The 14,208-nt window shown below is 69.1% G+C and carries 17 protein-coding genes; 6 read left to right on the top strand and 11 right to left on the bottom strand.

Features of this window, described 5'->3' with window-relative positions; genetic code table 11:
* Window positions 1–151: 151 nt before the first annotated feature.
* Together BM198_RS10860 and BM198_RS10855 are read right to left on the bottom strand one after the other, a co-directional pair.
* Entirely contained in the window at window positions 152–376 is a 225-nt protein-coding gene (locus BM198_RS10860) for a DUF1161 domain-containing protein (protein WP_044410163.1), read from the bottom strand.
* A gap of 139 nt (window positions 377–515) precedes the next feature.
* Window positions 516–731 carry a dodecin gene (locus tag BM198_RS10855; protein WP_044410160.1) on the bottom strand — a complete coding sequence of 72 codons (216 nt, stop codon included), beginning with the start codon at window positions 729–731 and terminating at the stop codon, window positions 516–518.
* A gap of 135 nt (window positions 732–866) precedes the next feature.
* On the opposite strand from BM198_RS10855, the gene BM198_RS10850 reads away from it, so the two are divergent.
* Window positions 867–1,196 carry a hypothetical protein gene (locus BM198_RS10850; protein ID WP_074969888.1) on the top strand — a complete coding sequence of 110 codons (330 nt, stop codon included), beginning with the start codon at window positions 867–869 and terminating at the stop codon, window positions 1,194–1,196.
* A gap of 4 nt (window positions 1,197–1,200) precedes the next feature.
* Here BM198_RS10850 and BM198_RS10845 read toward each other — a convergent pair whose 3' ends face one another.
* From BM198_RS10845 to BM198_RS10835, 3 genes are all read right to left on the bottom strand, one after another.
* Window positions 1,201–1,704 (bottom strand): DUF3060 domain-containing protein, encoded by a 504-nt coding sequence (locus BM198_RS10845; protein WP_044410154.1) that lies wholly within the window; start codon window positions 1,702–1,704, stop codon window positions 1,201–1,203.
* 94 nt (window positions 1,705–1,798) lie between these two features.
* Window positions 1,799–2,686, bottom strand: coding sequence for a LysR family transcriptional regulator (locus BM198_RS10840; RefSeq protein WP_074969886.1), 888 nt, complete (start codon window positions 2,684–2,686; stop codon window positions 1,799–1,801).
* A 1-nt stretch (window position 2,687) separates the two neighbouring features.
* Window positions 2,688–3,359 carry a DUF3592 domain-containing protein gene (locus BM198_RS10835; RefSeq protein WP_074969883.1) on the bottom strand — a complete coding sequence of 224 codons (672 nt, stop codon included), beginning with the start codon at window positions 3,357–3,359 and terminating at the stop codon, window positions 2,688–2,690.
* A gap of 117 nt (window positions 3,360–3,476) precedes the next feature.
* Here BM198_RS10835 and trpB point away from each other — a divergent pair, with 117 nt between their 5' ends.
* From trpB to BM198_RS10820, 3 genes are all read left to right on the top strand, one after another.
* Window positions 3,477–4,700 (top strand): tryptophan synthase subunit beta, encoded by a 1,224-nt coding sequence (gene trpB, locus BM198_RS10830; protein WP_044410145.1) that lies wholly within the window; start codon window positions 3,477–3,479, stop codon window positions 4,698–4,700.
* Window positions 4,700–5,509: a tryptophan synthase subunit alpha gene (gene trpA / locus BM198_RS10825; RefSeq protein WP_074969881.1), complete on the top strand. Its 810-nt coding sequence runs from the start codon at window positions 4,700–4,702 to the stop codon at window positions 5,507–5,509. The genes trpB and trpA overlap by 1 nt, the downstream gene beginning before the upstream one ends.
* A 219-nt stretch (window positions 5,510–5,728) precedes the next feature.
* The gene (locus tag BM198_RS10820; RefSeq protein ID WP_139233604.1) at window positions 5,729–6,616 is read left to right on the top strand and encodes a M24 family metallopeptidase; all 888 of its coding nucleotides are present in this window, start codon (window positions 5,729–5,731) and stop codon (window positions 6,614–6,616) included.
* 51 nt (window positions 6,617–6,667) lie between these two features.
* Here the strand turns inward: BM198_RS10820 and BM198_RS10815 are convergent, their stop codons facing one another.
* Entirely contained in the window at window positions 6,668–7,534 is an 867-nt protein-coding gene (locus tag BM198_RS10815) for a carboxylate/amino acid/amine transporter (protein ID WP_074969879.1), read from the bottom strand.
* 101 nt (window positions 7,535–7,635) lie between these two features.
* Here BM198_RS10815 and BM198_RS30640 point away from each other — a divergent pair, with 101 nt between their 5' ends.
* Window positions 7,636–8,310 (top strand): FadR/GntR family transcriptional regulator, encoded by a 675-nt coding sequence (locus tag BM198_RS30640; protein WP_074969877.1) that lies wholly within the window; start codon window positions 7,636–7,638, stop codon window positions 8,308–8,310.
* Window positions 8,311–8,381: 71 nt separating this feature from the next.
* Window positions 8,382–9,818: a flavin monoamine oxidase family protein gene (locus tag BM198_RS10805; protein ID WP_083422367.1), complete on the top strand. Its 1,437-nt coding sequence runs from the start codon at window positions 8,382–8,384 to the stop codon at window positions 9,816–9,818.
* Here BM198_RS10805 and BM198_RS10800 read toward each other — a convergent pair.
* From BM198_RS10800 to BM198_RS10780, 5 genes are all read right to left on the bottom strand, one after another.
* Window positions 9,815–10,183 carry a DOPA 4,5-dioxygenase family protein gene (locus tag BM198_RS10800; RefSeq protein WP_074969875.1) on the bottom strand — a complete coding sequence of 123 codons (369 nt, stop codon included), beginning with the start codon at window positions 10,181–10,183 and terminating at the stop codon, window positions 9,815–9,817. The two genes, BM198_RS10805 and BM198_RS10800, sit on opposite strands and share 4 nt — an antisense overlap.
* A gap of 54 nt (window positions 10,184–10,237) precedes the next feature.
* A complete protein-coding gene (locus BM198_RS10795) occupies window positions 10,238–10,834 on the bottom strand; it encodes a hypothetical protein (protein WP_074969872.1) in 597 nt (198 codons plus the stop codon).
* Entirely contained in the window at window positions 10,831–12,099 is a 1,269-nt protein-coding gene (locus BM198_RS10790) for a peptidylprolyl isomerase (protein ID WP_208610358.1), read from the bottom strand. The genes BM198_RS10795 and BM198_RS10790 overlap by 4 nt, the downstream gene beginning before the upstream one ends.
* On the bottom strand, window positions 12,086–13,072 hold the full coding sequence (locus BM198_RS10785) for a phospholipase C/P1 nuclease family protein (protein ID WP_074969870.1): 987 nt from the start codon (window positions 13,070–13,072) through the stop codon (window positions 12,086–12,088). The genes BM198_RS10790 and BM198_RS10785 overlap by 14 nt, the downstream gene beginning before the upstream one ends.
* A gap of 145 nt (window positions 13,073–13,217) precedes the next feature.
* A complete protein-coding gene (locus BM198_RS10780; RefSeq protein WP_044410131.1) occupies window positions 13,218–14,168 on the bottom strand; it encodes a choline sulfate utilization transcriptional regulator in 951 nt (316 codons plus the stop codon).
* Window positions 14,169–14,208 lie beyond the last annotated feature (40 nt).

Below are 14,208 nucleotides of genomic sequence, written 5' to 3'. Positions count from 1 at the left end.
CAGAAGGCACTTTTCCGTGCCTCAGGCACCTTCTGGTAAGCCCCTCACCGCTGCGGACGGGTCGTTCCGGCAAAGAAGGAATGCCTGCAAGTTGAAGGTAACGCGCAGAAAAAAGCCGGCATCGAGCCGGCTTCTTCCCAGATACGGTGAATCACTTGCGCTGGTAGACGATTTCCTTGGTGCCCGCCTCGCAGCTGCCCACCACCTTCTTGTCGGTGACGCTGCCCTTGTCGACGATCTCCAGGGTGTAGGACGTCGCACCCTTGGCCTTGATCTTCGCGTCGATCTCGGACTTCAGCTCTTCACAGGGCTTGCCAGCGGCCATGGCCGAACCGGCGAGCGCGAACAAACCAGCAGCCAACAGCAGTTTTTTCATCGGTAACGCTCCCTCGTTGCAGAAAAGAAACGGCTCGTGCGAGCCATGGAGACGACCCGTCTCCGGGGTTGGCCGGGCACCCAGGCCCGGCCGAACGCGAACAGCCTAGCTCAAGGTGCCGGGGATTTCTGTCAGACAGTTAGCTATCGCTGAGTCGGAAGCCTACTTTCAGCGTCACCTGGTAATGGCCCACCTTGCCGTTCTCGATGTGGCCGCGGGTTTCCACCACCTCGAACCACTCCAGCAGCTTGATGGTCTTGGCCGCCTGCTCCAGCGCGTTGCCGATGGCGTCCTCGATGCTGGTGCGGGACGAGCCCACGATCTCGATCTTCTTGTAGGTGTGGTGATCCGACATAGCCGTTCTCCTTGCCTTAACGATGATTCGCCTGCCAGTTCTGGCACGTGCCTCGGGCGATAAGTTCAGATTAGCTGCACTCACTCGCGCTGCCGTGGTCGCAAAACGTACACCCCACGACAGAGGAGACACCCCATGGCGTTCTTCATGAACCGGCGCAAACAGCGCGCCCTCGACGACATCCAGCGGGAGATCGACCACCTGCGCGGCCGCATCGACCACATCCGCGGGCGCACCGAGGCCGCCACCGGGCAGGCAGTGGCCACGCTGAAGGCGGAAACGGGACAGATGGCCCGCGCCCTGGACCACGGGCGCGAATGGGTGACCCGCAGCGCCTGGACGGCCGGGCGCGGCGCGCTCGCCTATGGTCGCCGGCACCCGCTGGCCGCGACGGGCCTGGCCGTGGGTGCGGCAGGCGCCGTGGCCCTGGCCTGCCTGCTGCAGGCGCGCGCCCAGCGGCGCTGAGTGATCAGGGCTGGTGCTCGATACGGTTGTCCACGCCCTGAACCCTGATCCGCGGCTCCGAACCGCTCCAGCGCAGCAGGTTGTCAGCCCCCGACAGGGTCGCCACGACCGGCCCCCTGAAGACCAGCTCCAGGTTGTGGTCGGCGCCGCTGACCTCCAACAGCGCGTGATTCGGGGCGCGGCCTTCGAGGGCCGCCTGGACGCGGTTCTTCGCGGTGTCCACCTCCAGGCGCTCGACGCGCCCGGCGGTGACCTGGTTCTGAATACCCGAAACGCTCAGCGCCCCACCCTGTTCCAGGCTCACCTGGTGGTCCGAGCCGTACACGGTGACGGCACCGCAGGTGCCGGTGAGGCGGATGTGATTGGCGGAGCCGGTGATCTCCACGTCCTGCCCCTGGCAGGGCACGTCACGGGTCAAGCCGACGCCGTCGATGCTCACGGGTTCGGCCTGGGCGAGGGGGGCAAGGGTCAGGGCCAGCAGGGCGCCGGCGAGGGGAAACTTGGGCATGGACGCGTCCTTCTTCCATTGGGCATGCCCCGCTGTGACCGGCCGTGGCCCGGGAAAGTTGCACGCCCTGGGCAGAAGCGTGACGCCGTAGACGTCAGCGCCCCAGCTCCTGGCGCAACCAGTCCGCCAGGGCATCGGCGCGGCGATCGGCCTGCCGGCCGTTGATCCACAGCGCCAGGCGCGCGGGCGTCTCGACGAAGCCCCAGGGCGCCACCAGGCGGCCCGAGGCCAGCTCGTCCGCCACCAGCTGCTGCGGGGCGATGGCCACGCCCAGGCCGGCCACCGCCGCCTCCAGCAGGTAGTAGAGGTGTTCGAAGCCCTGGCCGAGGCGCAGCCGTTCCACCGCCAGGCCCTGGGCTCCGGCCCATTGCGGCCAGGCCTGGGGCCGCGAAGTGGTGTGCAGCAGCGCCTCGTCCAGCAGGGCCACGGGGGGCGCACCGGCCAGCCGGTCATGCCGCGCGTAGCGCGGGCTCAGCACCGGGCCGATGGATTCCGCCGCCAGTTCCACCACCCGCAGGTCCGCCGGCCAGGGCGGCGCGGCGAAGCACAGGGTGGCGTCCACCCCCGGTCGCCGTGGATCCAGCTCGCCCTCGCTGGCGGACAGCTGCAGGCGCAGGTCCGGCAGCTCTCGGTTGAGGCGGTCCAGGCGCGGAATGAACCAGCGCGCCAGCAGGCTGCCGGGGCAGGCGAGGACGAAAGGCGCCTCGTCGCTGCGCCGTGCGAGGTCGGCACAGACCCCGCGCAAGCGTTCGAAGGCCTCCGCCGTGGCGTCCCGCAGGCGCTGGCCGGCATCCGTGAGTTTTACGCCGCGCCCGTCCTTGCTGAACAGCGCCACGCCGAGGGACTCCTCCAGCTGCCGCACCTGGCGGCTCACCGCCCCGTGGGTGACGTGCAGTTCATCGGCGGCGCGGCTCATGCTCTGCAGCCGCGCCGCGGCCTCGAAGGCGCGCAGGGCGTTGAGGGAGGGTAGGTCCTGGCTCATCTCAGTCCGCCAGTTCCGGCAGGAAGGCCGTGTCCATGGCATAGCGGCGCGGGTTGGCCGGGTCGATCAGCACCCGCACCCAGCCATCGTCGGGCAGGAAGCGGGACGGGTCGAACCAGAGGTTCTCGCTGTTGAACACATGAAGCTTGCCGGTGGCCGGGTTCTTCCACTGGGCGACGATGCGCCAGGGGTGCTGGCCGTTGACGCTCAGCGAGCCGTTGAGCCGTACGTCGACCACCTCGGCCATCACCGCCTGGCCGCTCACCGCCAGTTGCGCGGCGCGGCGCCGGGCCAGCAGCGGCGGCACCACGAAGCACGAGCCGATCAGGGCGAACACCGCACCGATGCCGCCGAGCACCAGGGAGCCGACCCAGTTGTCGACGAAGCTGTCCAGGTGCGCATCGCGGGGGTTCGCCGGGTCGTAGTAGACCCTCGCCGACTCGCCCAGCTCGAAGGCCGGCGGGCTGCTGCAGCCGCTGCTGGTGTGCTCCACCGCCTCACCCGCCGCCGTGCGGAAGGCCACCGTCGGGCAGCCGCCGCTGATATCGATCACCTCCGCCGAGGCCAGCGTCATGCGTGCCTGGTCGCTCAGCCGCGCCACCTGCACCGCCACCGCACCCGCGATCATCAGACCGCCCAGGGCGGGAAACACCCACAACCATCCCAGTTTCATGTGTCGATCTTCCTGTGAGTAAAAATCACACGTCGAGGCGGAATTATCGGTTTTTCTACCGCCCCGTCCAGTCGTAGACTGGCCACCATTGTCCCAGCCACCCAACGGATGACCGCCATGCCTGGTTCACAGAATTCCTATCGCAACGGCCCGGACGCCAAGGGCCTGTTCGGCGCCTTCGGCGGCCAGTACGTCGCCGAGACCCTGATGCCGCTGATCCACGACCTGGCCCGCGAATACGAGAAGGCCAAGGAAGACCCGGCCTTCATCGAAGAGCTGGCCTACTTCCAGCGTGACTACGTCGGCCGCCCAAGCCCGCTGTACTTCGCCGAGCGCCTGACCGAGCACTGCGGCGGCGCCAAGATCTACCTCAAGCGCGAAGAGCTGAATCACACCGGCGCGCACAAGATCAACAACTGCATCGGCCAGATCCTCCTGGCCCGCCGCATGGGCAAGAAACGCATCATCGCCGAGACCGGCGCCGGCATGCACGGCGTGGCCACCGCCACCGTGGCCGCCCGCTTCGGCATGGAATGCGTGGTGTACATGGGCACCACCGACATCGACCGCCAGCAGGCCAACGTGTTCCGCATGAAGCTCCTGGGCGCCACCGTGATCCCGGTCACCGCCGGCACCGGCACCCTCAAGGACGCCATGAACGAAGCCCTGCGCGACTGGGTGACCAACGTCGACACCACCTTCTACCTGATCGGCACCGTCGCCGGCCCGCACCCGTACCCGGCCATGGTCCGTGACTTCCAGGCCGTGATCGGCAAGGAAACCCGCGAGCAGCTGGCCGAGAAGGAAGGCCGCCTGCCCGACTCCCTGGTCGCCTGCATCGGCGGCGGCTCCAACGCCATGGGCCTGTTCCACCCCTTCCTCGACGACGCCTCGGTGCAGATCGTCGGCGTGGAGGCCGCCGGCCACGGCATCGAGACCGGCAAGCATGCCGCCAGCCTCAACGGCGGCGTACCGGGCGTGCTGCACGGCAACCGCACCTTCCTGCTGCAGGACGACGACGGCCAGATCATCGACGCCCACTCCATCTCCGCCGGCCTGGACTACCCCGGCATCGGCCCGGAACACGCCTGGCTGCACGACATCGGCCGCGTCGAGTACACCTCGATCACCGACCACGAAGCCCTGGAAGCCTTCCACCAGTGCTGCCGCCTCGAAGGCATCATCCCGGCCCTGGAGAGCTCCCACGCCCTGGCCGAAGTGTTCAAGCGCGCGCCCACGCTGCCCAAGGACCACATCATGGTGGTCAACCTCTCCGGCCGCGGCGACAAGGACATGCAGACCGTGATGCACCACATGCAACAGAACCAGGAGAAGCACTGATGAGCCGCCTGCAGACCCGCTTCGCCGAGCTGAAGCAGCAGAACCGCGCAGCCCTGGTGACCTTCGTCACCGCCGGCGACCCGAACTACGACGCCTCCCTGGCGATCCTCAAGGGCCTGCCGGAGGCCGGTGCCGACGTGATCGAACTGGGCATGCCCTTCACCGACCCGATGGCCGACGGCCCCTCGATCCAGCTGGCCAACATCCGCGCCCTGGCCGGCAAGCAGAACCTGGCCAAGACCCTGCAGATGGTCCGGGAATTCCGCGAGGGCAACCAGAGCACCCCGCTGGTGCTGATGGGCTACTTCAACCCCATCCACCACTACGGCGTCGAGCGCTTCGTCAACGACGCCAAGGCTGCGGGCGTGGACGGCCTGATCGTCGTCGACCTGCCGGCCGAACATAACGACGACCTGTGCCTGCCGGCCCAGAACGCCGGCATCGACTTCGTTCGCCTGACCACCCCGACCACCGACGACGCCCGCCTGCCGACGGTGCTCGCCGGCAGCTCCGGCTTCGTCTACTACGTCTCGGTGGCCGGCGTCACCGGCGCCGGCTCCGCCACCCTGGAGCACGTGCAGGCCGCCGTGACCCGCCTGCGCCGCCACACCGACCTGCCGGTGGCCATCGGCTTCGGCATCCGCACCGCCGAACACGCCGCCAGCATCGCCCGCCTCGCCGACGGCGTGGTGGTGGGCTCCGCCCTGGTGGACCAGATCGCCAAGGCCGAAACCGCCGAACAGGCCGTCGACGGCGTCCTCACCCTCTGCAAGGCCCTGGCCGACGGCGTGCGCAGCGCTCGCGCCTGATCACGATACAGCCGCAATAGAAGCCGCTGCCCCCAGTTGGGAGCAGCGGCTTTTCATGTTGAAGCACGTGCGAGCGAGGCCCCACATCGAGAGCAGCCAGCATCATCGCACCCGATCATTCCGCCATCGAATGACGTAGCCCTGCGATCAAGATCCCGTCTCAGGCGGCGTACTCTCCGATAATCTCCGTTCTCCGCTCCAGTCCCACGGATGTAATTCATGCTCCCCACCATGAAGCGCCTGTTCAACGCACTTCACGCCCTGACAGGACGCCCCCGACTCCCCTCAAAAGGCCCGCTATGGGATCGATACGCCGCCGGTAATCAGCGATTGGCGAAAAGCATCGCCCGACGATCAGCTGCCGAGCGCCTCAAGGACCAGCGGGAACAAGCCCCCGAGGCGAGCCGCCTGTTGCGTTCGCTGGCGCCATTGATCATCCAAGGGGCCAATGGACTAGAGATCCAGGAGCACCTGCTGAACGCTTATCTGGAACGGGGTTGGCGCCCGATGCTGGTGGGTTACCACGGCTATCCGGCGGCGGTCCCCGTCTCGGTCAACTATGGCGTCGGAGGTGTTATCCCGACCGACAAGCCGATCCCGGAGTCGGCACTGGTCAAGGTCGAGCTGATCGCAGGCACTCCCGTTTCGCACTTGGCGCAGACCTGGACCTTTGCTGGCCGGAACGCCACACCGCTGCAACTGTTCATGCTCGACAAAGCGCGGCTGGCACTGCGCAAGGGCATCGAGCCGGTACGCCATGGGGCCAGGATCGACACCATCGGCGATGCGATCTCCAAGGTGCTCGATGAAAACGACCTTTTCCCGATCCGCGAGCTATGCGGGTACACGATGGGTGCGCAACGTGTCGAAGAGCCGCAGATCCTGGGCTATGGCCTCCGCGGTATACCTTCCCGTGGGACCTGTATGGAGGCTGGCCAGGTATTGAACATCCAGGTGCTGGCTCAAAGAGCGCAAGTTCGTACACGCGTCAGGGGAGAAGAGGGTTTCCAGTACTACACCGGAGACAGAGGGGATGCTGTTGTGTTGTCCGTCATGGTTGAGGTCACTGAAACCGGGCACAGATTGTTGACCGAGTTCGTCGATTGACCCAGCGCCTCCCGATAGGCCGAGCGCGATAGGTGAGGGCAGCGCCCAGTCCTAGGGCTGCTGCATGGCCGGCTTCCGGCCCAGGCGACTTATCCACAGGGACGCGAGGATCACCGCGCCGCCCAGGGCGAGGCGGGGGAGGTCGGCGTCGCGGTTCCAGATCAGCAGGTTGACCAGCAGCCCGGCGGGTACGTGGAGTTCGTTCATCACCGCCAGGGTGCCGGCGCTGACACGGGTGCTGCCCTTGACCCACCAGAACATCCCCAGTGCCGTGGCGAACAGCCCCATCCACAGCAGCACGCCCCATTGCACAGTCGTCTGCGGCAGGCGCTCGGGGTTGCCGAAGAGCAGGAAGGAAGGCAGCGCCAGCACCAGCGCGCCGAGGAAGAAGTGGCCGAAGAAGCGGTGCAGCGGCTGCTCCACCGGGTAGCGCACCAGCAGCCGGCGGCACAGCACCTGGCCGGCGGCGAAGGTGGCGTTGGCCACCTGCAAGAGGATGAAGCCCAGCAGGTATTCCCCCTCCAGCCGGTCGAAACGGATGATCACCCCGCCGCCCACCGCCACCAGTGCGGCCAGCAGCGCCCAGGGGCTGAAGCGCCGCGCCAGCGCATCGTCCAGCAGGGTCACGTAGATCGGCGTGAGCACGGTGAACAGCAGCACCTCCGGCACCGTGAGCACCGCGAAGCTGCGGTACAGGCACAGGTAGGTGATGCCGAACTGCAGCGCACCGGCCAGCCAGAAGCCGGCCAGCAGGCGGGTCGGCAGGCCACGCCAGCGGGTGAAGGGCAGGAACACCAGCGCCGCGATCAGCACCCGCGCCAGCACCGCGAAGTCACTGTCCACCCGACCGGCCAGGTACTCGCCGATCAAACTGAAGGAGAAGGCCCAGAGCAGGGTGACGATGAGCAGGAAGGGCATGGACGGCCTCCGGAAACGCGGGCCGCGATAATAGGCGCTGCCTCGTCGTTCGTCATCGCGGGTGCTTGACTGTACTTGGTAACCAAGTACAGTGGCGCCCCATGAGCACAGCGAATCCCCCCACGCGGCATGCCGCTGACGACGCCCTGGAAGGGCTGTTCGTCGAAATTTTCGACGGCCACCTGGCCCCCGGCGAGGCATTGCCTGCGGAACGGCTGCTGGCCGAACGCTACGGCGTCTCGCGCATCACCGTGCGCCAGGCGGTGCACAAGCTGAAGGACGCCGGCCTGGTGGAAGTGCGCCAGGGCGGCGCGAGCCGGGTGCTGGACCCGGCCCGCGCCGATGCGCGGGTGTTCGAGCTGCTGCTGCGCTACGGCGCCCGCCTGCGCTCGGACGCTGCCCGCCGTCTGCTGCACGACCTGGACGAGTACCAGCAGCTCTATGCCATCGGCCTGCTGGAGGCGGCGGCGCGCCACGCCACGGACGATGAGCGGGCCGAACTGCTGGCGGAGGTGGAAGGCTGCCCCGCCACACCGACCCCGGAGCAGTTGCAGGCCCTGGAGCGACGCGTGTGGCAGCGGCTCACCGCCTTCGGCCGCAACCGTGTGCTGCAGATGGAAATGGCCCTGTGGCAGCGCTGGCTGGGCGAGGAGCCGCCTTCGGCGGGTGACCCGGCAGAGCTGCGCTGGTTCTACCTGACCCTGGCGCGCCAGTTGCACGCCCGGCAGGACCCGATCCCGTTCTACCTGGCCTCGGTGCGTACACCGGCCGCCTGAACCCGTCGCCACCCCGGATTGGGTGGCTTTTTTTCGACCCGATCAACTTGGTAACCAAGTGGAGGTACAGGATGTACACGCGATTGCTCGATGCCCTGGGTGTTTCCCGCCGCTCCCTGCTGCGCCTGAGCGGCGCGGCGCTGCTGACCGGGCTGGCCCGGGGTGGACAGGCCTCGCCCGGCGGGCCGCCGGACCGGCAGGTGGACGTGGTGGTGGTGGGTGCGGGCCTCTCCGGCCTGGTGGCGGCTAGACGCCTGGTGGCCGCAGGGTGCCGCGTGCAGGTGCTGGAGGCCCGCGAGCGGGTCGGCGGGCGCACCCTCAACCAGCCCCTGGGCGAAGGCATCGAGGTGGACGGCGGTGGCCAGTGGGTCGGCGGCAGCCAGCAGGCGGTGATGCGCCTGGCCGGTGAACTGGGCGTGCCGCTGGTGCCGCAGTACACCCAGGGCGAGATGGCGGCCCTGATCCAGGGCCAGCGCTACACCTTCCCGCCCGAAGGCCCCGGCCCCAAGGCGCGGGCGTTGATGGACCGGCTCGAAGCCATGGCGGCGCGGGTGCCGCCGGAGGCGCCCTGGAAGGCACCTCGCGCAGAAGCCTGGGACGCCATGAGCGTGGCGGCCTGGCTGAAGGCCCAGCGCGCGGACGAGGAAGCCGTCGAAGCGGTGGCGACCACCCTTTCCACCACCCTGGCCAGCGAGCCGGGTCGGGTCTCGCTGCTGTGGTTCCTGTTCTACCTGCGTTCAGCGGGCGGCTTCACCGCCCTGGACGATCAGGCCCAGCAATACCGTTTGCGGGGCGGGGCGCAGCGCCTGTCCCTGTTGCTGGCCGAGCCGCTGGGCGACAGCCTGCTCACCGGCAGCCCGGTGAGCCGGATCGACGGCTGGCTGGAGGGCCCGCTGCGGGTCCACAGCGAACGGGCGGTGATCAGCGCCGAACAGGTGGTGGTGGCGATGATGCCGGCCGATGTCAGCCGCATCGGCTTCAGCCCCGCCCTGCCGCCGGGTCGCGAGGCCCTGCAGCGCAACTGGGCCGCCAGCGGCGGGATCAAGGTGCACCTGCGCTACCCGACACCGTTCTGGCGCGCGGCCGGTCTCTCGGGGGCCGGACTGGTCACCGACGGGCTGGTGCAGATGACGGTCGACAGCACACCGGAAGGCCAGGGGGACGGCGTGCTGCTGGCCTTCCTCGATCCGGCCCGCGCGGGTGGCGACCCGGCCCGGCGGCGCAAGCGGGTGCTGCGCGAGCTGAGCCGTCTGCTGGGTGATGAAGCCGCGCGGCCGCTGGCCTATGTGGAGCAGGACTGGTCCCAGGAGCGCTGGAGCGCCGGCTGCGTGTCGCCCCTGCCGCCCGGTGTGCTGGCACGCAACGGCCACTGGCTGCGGGCGCCCCTGGGCCGGCTGCACTGGGCCGGGAGCGAAGCCTCGCCGATCTGGTGCGGTTACCTGGAAGGGGCGGTGCGCGCCGGCGAACGGGTCGCGCAGGAGGTGCTGGTGGCGCTGGGGCGGGCCTAAAGGTCGTACTCGATGGCCCCATCCTGCAGATCAGCCAGGTCCAGCGGACGGACCTCGCCCATCCACAGCGGAAAGTCGCGGTGGTCCTTCAGGTCGCTGCCGGTGATGGGGTGCACCAGCACGTTGAGGCCGCCGCGGTTGAGCGCCAGCCAGGGCACCACGTCGCCGAACAGTTCGGGCTTGAAGGCCAGCTGGCAGCTCCAGTCCGGGTGCGGGCCGACCCGCTTTTCGTGGACGCGGCCCATCTTCAGCGGGAAGCGGCGGGCCGCCTCCTCGCACAGCGCACGGGCCTGGGGCAGGGTCTCGGCGTCGAAGTAGACGTGGGCGTGGAAGCCCTTGATGTGGGGGGTGGCAAAGGCCGACATGGCGGTCTCCCAAAAACGGAGGCTGCCATGGTAGCCGCTTGCGCCCGGGGCTGCTCAGTCGGCGCGGGTGCTGCCGGGCAGCAGCTCCGGCGCTTCACGCTCCAGGTGCGCCTGCATGGCCTCCAGTTGTTCCAGCGCGGCGCGGGCCTCGTCCAGCTCGGCGGGGCTGCGTTCGCCGCTCTGGGCGGCGGCCTCTATGCGTGCGCGGATCTCGGGGATCTGCTGCACGCCGGCGGCATAGGCCTGCACCAGCTCGCGGGTCTGGCGCTCCTCCAGGGCGGTGTAGGCCTGTGGATCGGCCCGTTCGGCCTCGCTGGCGGCCTGGCGTGGCTTGAGCCCGCCCAGGGCCGGGCTGCGCGGGTCGCCGTGTTCCGCCGTCCACTGCATGAGCTGCTGGGCCTGCTGGAGATCCAGGGGCGCCGGGGATGGCGGGGCCTCGTCCACGGCCTTGGCGGCCACGGGGGCCGCCGGTGCGGGGGAGGCCGGCGGCTGCGAGGCCGCCGAAACGGGCACGGGCGGAAGGCTGGCCGGCACGGACGGCGCCCGGGCAGGCGACGCCACGGCCACCGGGGCTTCGCGCCAGCTCCAGGCCGCACCCACGCCGGCGCTGACCAGCACGCTGGCCAGGGCCAGCCCCAGCCAGCCCTTCACAAGCCCTCCACGCGGGCATCGGCCAGCAACTGGCGGATGCGCGCCTCGAACTCGGCGGCCAGCTGCTCACGGGCCACGGCCTGGTTCACCTCGTAGCGCACGCTCGGGTCCGCCAGGGGCAGTTGGCGGTCCTCGCGGCTGCGCACGCGGAGGATCTCGAAGGCACCGTCGATCAGCATCGGCTGCGACAGGGTGTTGGCCTTCTGGATCAGCGCGGTCTTGTGCAGCAGGTCCAGCTTCGGGTCGTCGGCGCGGATCAGCCCGAGGTCCCCCGGCGGGGTGCGGGCCTTGTCGTCCGCCAGGGAATGGCGGCGCACGGCCTCGTCGAAATCCAGGCCCTGCTGCAGTTCGGCGTAGAGGCGGTCGGCGCTGGCCTGGTCCCCCACGCGCAGGTGCGCGGCCTGGACCTGGGCGACGTTGCGGTAGTTCGCCAGGTTGCGCTGGTAGTAGGCCTCGGCGTCGGCGTCGCTGACCCGGGCGGCCCGTGCCCGCAGGTTGTCGGACTCATGGTGGAAGTCGCTGTAGAGGCCGACCTGGTGCAGGTAGCGCTGGCGCACCAGGCGATCCCGCACCAGGGTGCGCAGGCCCTGGCGCTCTTCGGCGCTGAAGCCCTCCTGGCCGAGGCGGTACCAGAGGCGGTCCCGCTGAATCCGGGCCTGGACCTGGCGCGCCAGGTAGCCGAGGTTGCCCTGCTGCAGCTCCACGCGGCCCTGGACGTTGTCGCCCTGGTAGAGGTCGAGCAGGTCGAGGCGCTGTTCGGCTTCGCCGGGGAACTGCCAGCGGATCAGCTCGGTGGCTGCTGCTTCGCGGGTCTGGGTCGGGTCCAACTGCAGGCTGTCCACCACCAGCACCCGGGAGGCGGGGGCCAGCACCTGGCGCAGGCGCTCCGCGCTGAGCGGCCGGGGCTGGCGCAGGTAGGGGCTGAGGTCTTCCTCGGCGCGGCGGCCGAAGTACTGCTCCAGCAGGTTGCCGGCCTCGATCTCGACACTGGCGTCGAGGTCGCGGCGGTTCTGCTCGTTCAGCTGCGGCTCCAGTTCCCGCGCCAGCAGGTGGTTCTCCACCAGGCCGCGACGCAGCTGCCGCGGGTCGGTGTTGAACTTGACCCGGGTGAGCACCTGTTCCAGCAGGGCGATGCTGCGCCCGGGCAGGCACTGGCCGTCGATGCGCAGGTCCGGGGCGCTGGGCATGGCCTGCGCGCCGCCGAGCCAGGCGCCGAGCAGCAGCGCCAGGCCCCGCCGGCGCCAGGGGCGATCAGAGGCTTTCACGGGCATTGAAGCTGCGTGCGCCCTTGGTCAGCACGGTGACGGTCAGGGCGATGGACTCGGGGATCAGCTCGCGGGCGACCCGCAGCCGGGTGGCGTAGCTGGTGTCGTAGAGCGGCTCGGGATGGGCGTAGGCGACCTGGCCGGTCTGGGTCAGCAGCTCGCGGATGCTGCGGGCCGGGTCGTAGCGGCTGATGAGGTTGGCCACGGCGGTGGGGTCGTTGAGTTTCTCGCTGGCGTAGTGGTCGTCGACCCAGCCTTCCCAGCTGACGTGGCCGTTGGCCGAGGTGATCCACACGTGGTGGGGCTGGGCCACGTCGCCGGTGGCGTGCAGGGCATAGCCGATGGTCTGCAGCGAGGGGGCGGCGCGGAACTGGTCGAACCAGTAGCCGGCGAGGTTATCGATGGGCTGGAAGGCGGCGGTCTGGAAGTCGCCGTAGTGCTCCTGCCAGTTGGACCGGCTGCCGCGCCGGTAGTGGGCCTCGGTGGTGTCGAAGTCCTCGCGTTTCAGCTCGCGGTTGTACAGGTAGACCTTGGCGTACCAGTCCACGTCGGCGATGGTGCCGTCCACCTTGTGGTAGCGGTAGTCGTAGCCGCCGTGGGGGTTGCCGTGGGCATCGCCCTGGCGGCCCATGTTGAGGAAGTGCCAGTAGGAGGTGTAGTTCACCAGCTTGGCGGCGGCATTCCACACCGGGGCGTATTCGTAGCCGACCCACCAGCCACCCAGGCGCGTGTCGCGGAAGTCGTCCACGTCATAGGCGGCCTGGCCGAGGATCTCGCCGGCCTTGGCCTCGCTGCCGGCAGCGCCGACGTAGAAGGCATAGGCCTGGCGCATCTCCTCGGTGGCGTAGGCGGAGTTCATGTACGCCAGGGCATCCTTGACGATGTTCTTGTGGGTGGGCTGCGACCAGGCGTGGGCCTGGCCGGCGAGGGCGCACAGCACAAGGCTGGCGACCAGGCGGGAGGTCGGTCTCATTGGGGGCAGCGCTCTTTGGAGTGGTGGTGTGTCAGTAATGGGCGAAGGTTGTGGCCTTTGCATGACGCTCAGGCCGGCGCCCCGTGACGGGCATCACATAATAGCGGCGCCCAAACGATGGTTCGGGTCTGCAGACGTTTCGCGCTCAGATTGCGATGCCCTCGCGATTGCGGATCAGATGTGCCTGTCGAGCAGCATCGCCCAGCTCCTGCTGCAGCCAGTCGACGAAGCATTTCATCAGCCGGGCGCGGCGTTTGCGCTCGGGCTGGACCAGGTAGTAGCCGAGGTCCGAGCACACCCGGCCTTCCAGCAGCGGGGCGAGCAGGCCCTGCTCCAGCAGGTCGTCCACCAGGTAGCGCCAGCCGATGGCGACGCCCTGGCCGGCGATGGCGGCCTGGATCAGCAGGGTGTAGTTGTCGAAGCGCAGTGCGCCGGAGGGCGGGCTCTGGCTGATGCCCAGCTCGCGGAACAGGCTGCTCCAGTCGAACCAGCGGGTGCGCACCTCCGGCTTCAGGTGCAGCAGCGGCAGCTCGGCCAGCGCGGCGGCCGGCAGCGGCGTGGCGCGCCCGGCCAGCAGGCGCGGGCTGGCGATGGGGAAGACCTCCTCGCGGAACAGCAGCAGGGCATCGCCGTGCTTGAAGCGGCCGTCGCCGAAGGCGATGGCGATGTCCACCTCCGAGCGCAGCATGTTCATGGTGCGGTCGCTGGTGACGAGGCTGACATCGATGTCCGGGTTGGCTTCATGGAAGCGGTGCAGGCGCGGCATCAACCAGTAGGCGGCGAAGGCGAAATCCGTGGCCACCTGCAGCACCTCGTGCTGGCTGCGGGCGCCCACGGCCTCCAGGCCGGCCTGGATCGCCTGCAGGCCTTCCTGCACGTGGAGGAACAGCACGCGCCCGGCATCGGTGAGCTCGATGCCGCGGTAGACGCGGTCGAACAGCCGGGTCGCCAGCTGTTTCTCAAGCCGCTGGATCTGCTGGCTCACCGCCGGCTGGGTGGTGCCCAGCTCCACGGCAGCGGCGGTGAAGCTGAGGTGGCGGGCGGCGGCCTCGAACACGCGCAGCAGGTCGAGGGCGATGTCAGGGAAATCTGCCATAAGTCTTGCTTATCCGAGTCATGTCTCCCCGTGCGGTTTA

Origin of the sequence: Metapseudomonas otitidis, assembly GCF_900111835.1 — a bacterium.
Lineage (GTDB): Bacteria > Pseudomonadota > Gammaproteobacteria > Pseudomonadales > Pseudomonadaceae > Metapseudomonas > Metapseudomonas otitidis.
This window is presented reverse-complemented; position numbering and strand designations above follow the sequence as displayed.

Coding starts and splice junctions, on each gene's coding strand:
- BM198_RS10860 (WP_044410163.1), bottom strand. CDS start 376: ATGAAAAAACTGCTGTTGGCTGCTGGTTTGTTCGCGCTCGCCGGTTCG.
- BM198_RS10835 (WP_074969883.1), bottom strand. CDS start 3,359: ATGAAACTGGGATGGTTGTGGGTGTTTCCCGCCCTGGGCGGTCTGATG.
- trpA (WP_074969881.1), top strand. CDS start 4,700: ATGAGCCGCCTGCAGACCCGCTTCGCCGAGCTGAAGCAGCAGAACCGC.
- BM198_RS10800 (WP_074969875.1), bottom strand. CDS start 10,183: ATGTCGGCCTTTGCCACCCCCCACATCAAGGGCTTCCACGCCCACGTC.
- BM198_RS10780 (WP_044410131.1), bottom strand. CDS start 14,168: ATGGCAGATTTCCCTGACATCGCCCTCGACCTGCTGCGCGTGTTCGAG.
- BM198_RS10785 (WP_074969870.1), bottom strand. CDS start 13,072: ATGAGACCGACCTCCCGCCTGGTCGCCAGCCTTGTGCTGTGCGCCCTC.
- BM198_RS10805 (WP_083422367.1), top strand. CDS start 8,382: ATGTACACGCGATTGCTCGATGCCCTGGGTGTTTCCCGCCGCTCCCTG.
- BM198_RS10850 (WP_074969888.1), top strand. CDS start 867: ATGGCGTTCTTCATGAACCGGCGCAAACAGCGCGCCCTCGACGACATC.
- BM198_RS10855 (WP_044410160.1), bottom strand. CDS start 731: ATGTCGGATCACCACACCTACAAGAAGATCGAGATCGTGGGCTCGTCC.
- trpB (WP_044410145.1), top strand. CDS start 3,477: ATGCCTGGTTCACAGAATTCCTATCGCAACGGCCCGGACGCCAAGGGC.
- BM198_RS10840 (WP_074969886.1), bottom strand. CDS start 2,686: ATGAGCCAGGACCTACCCTCCCTCAACGCCCTGCGCGCCTTCGAGGCC.
- BM198_RS10815 (WP_074969879.1), bottom strand. CDS start 7,534: ATGCCCTTCCTGCTCATCGTCACCCTGCTCTGGGCCTTCTCCTTCAGT.
- BM198_RS10820 (WP_139233604.1), top strand. CDS start 5,729: ATGCTCCCCACCATGAAGCGCCTGTTCAACGCACTTCACGCCCTGACA.
- BM198_RS30640 (WP_074969877.1), top strand. CDS start 7,636: ATGAGCACAGCGAATCCCCCCACGCGGCATGCCGCTGACGACGCCCTG.
- BM198_RS10845 (WP_044410154.1), bottom strand. CDS start 1,704: ATGCCCAAGTTTCCCCTCGCCGGCGCCCTGCTGGCCCTGACCCTTGCC.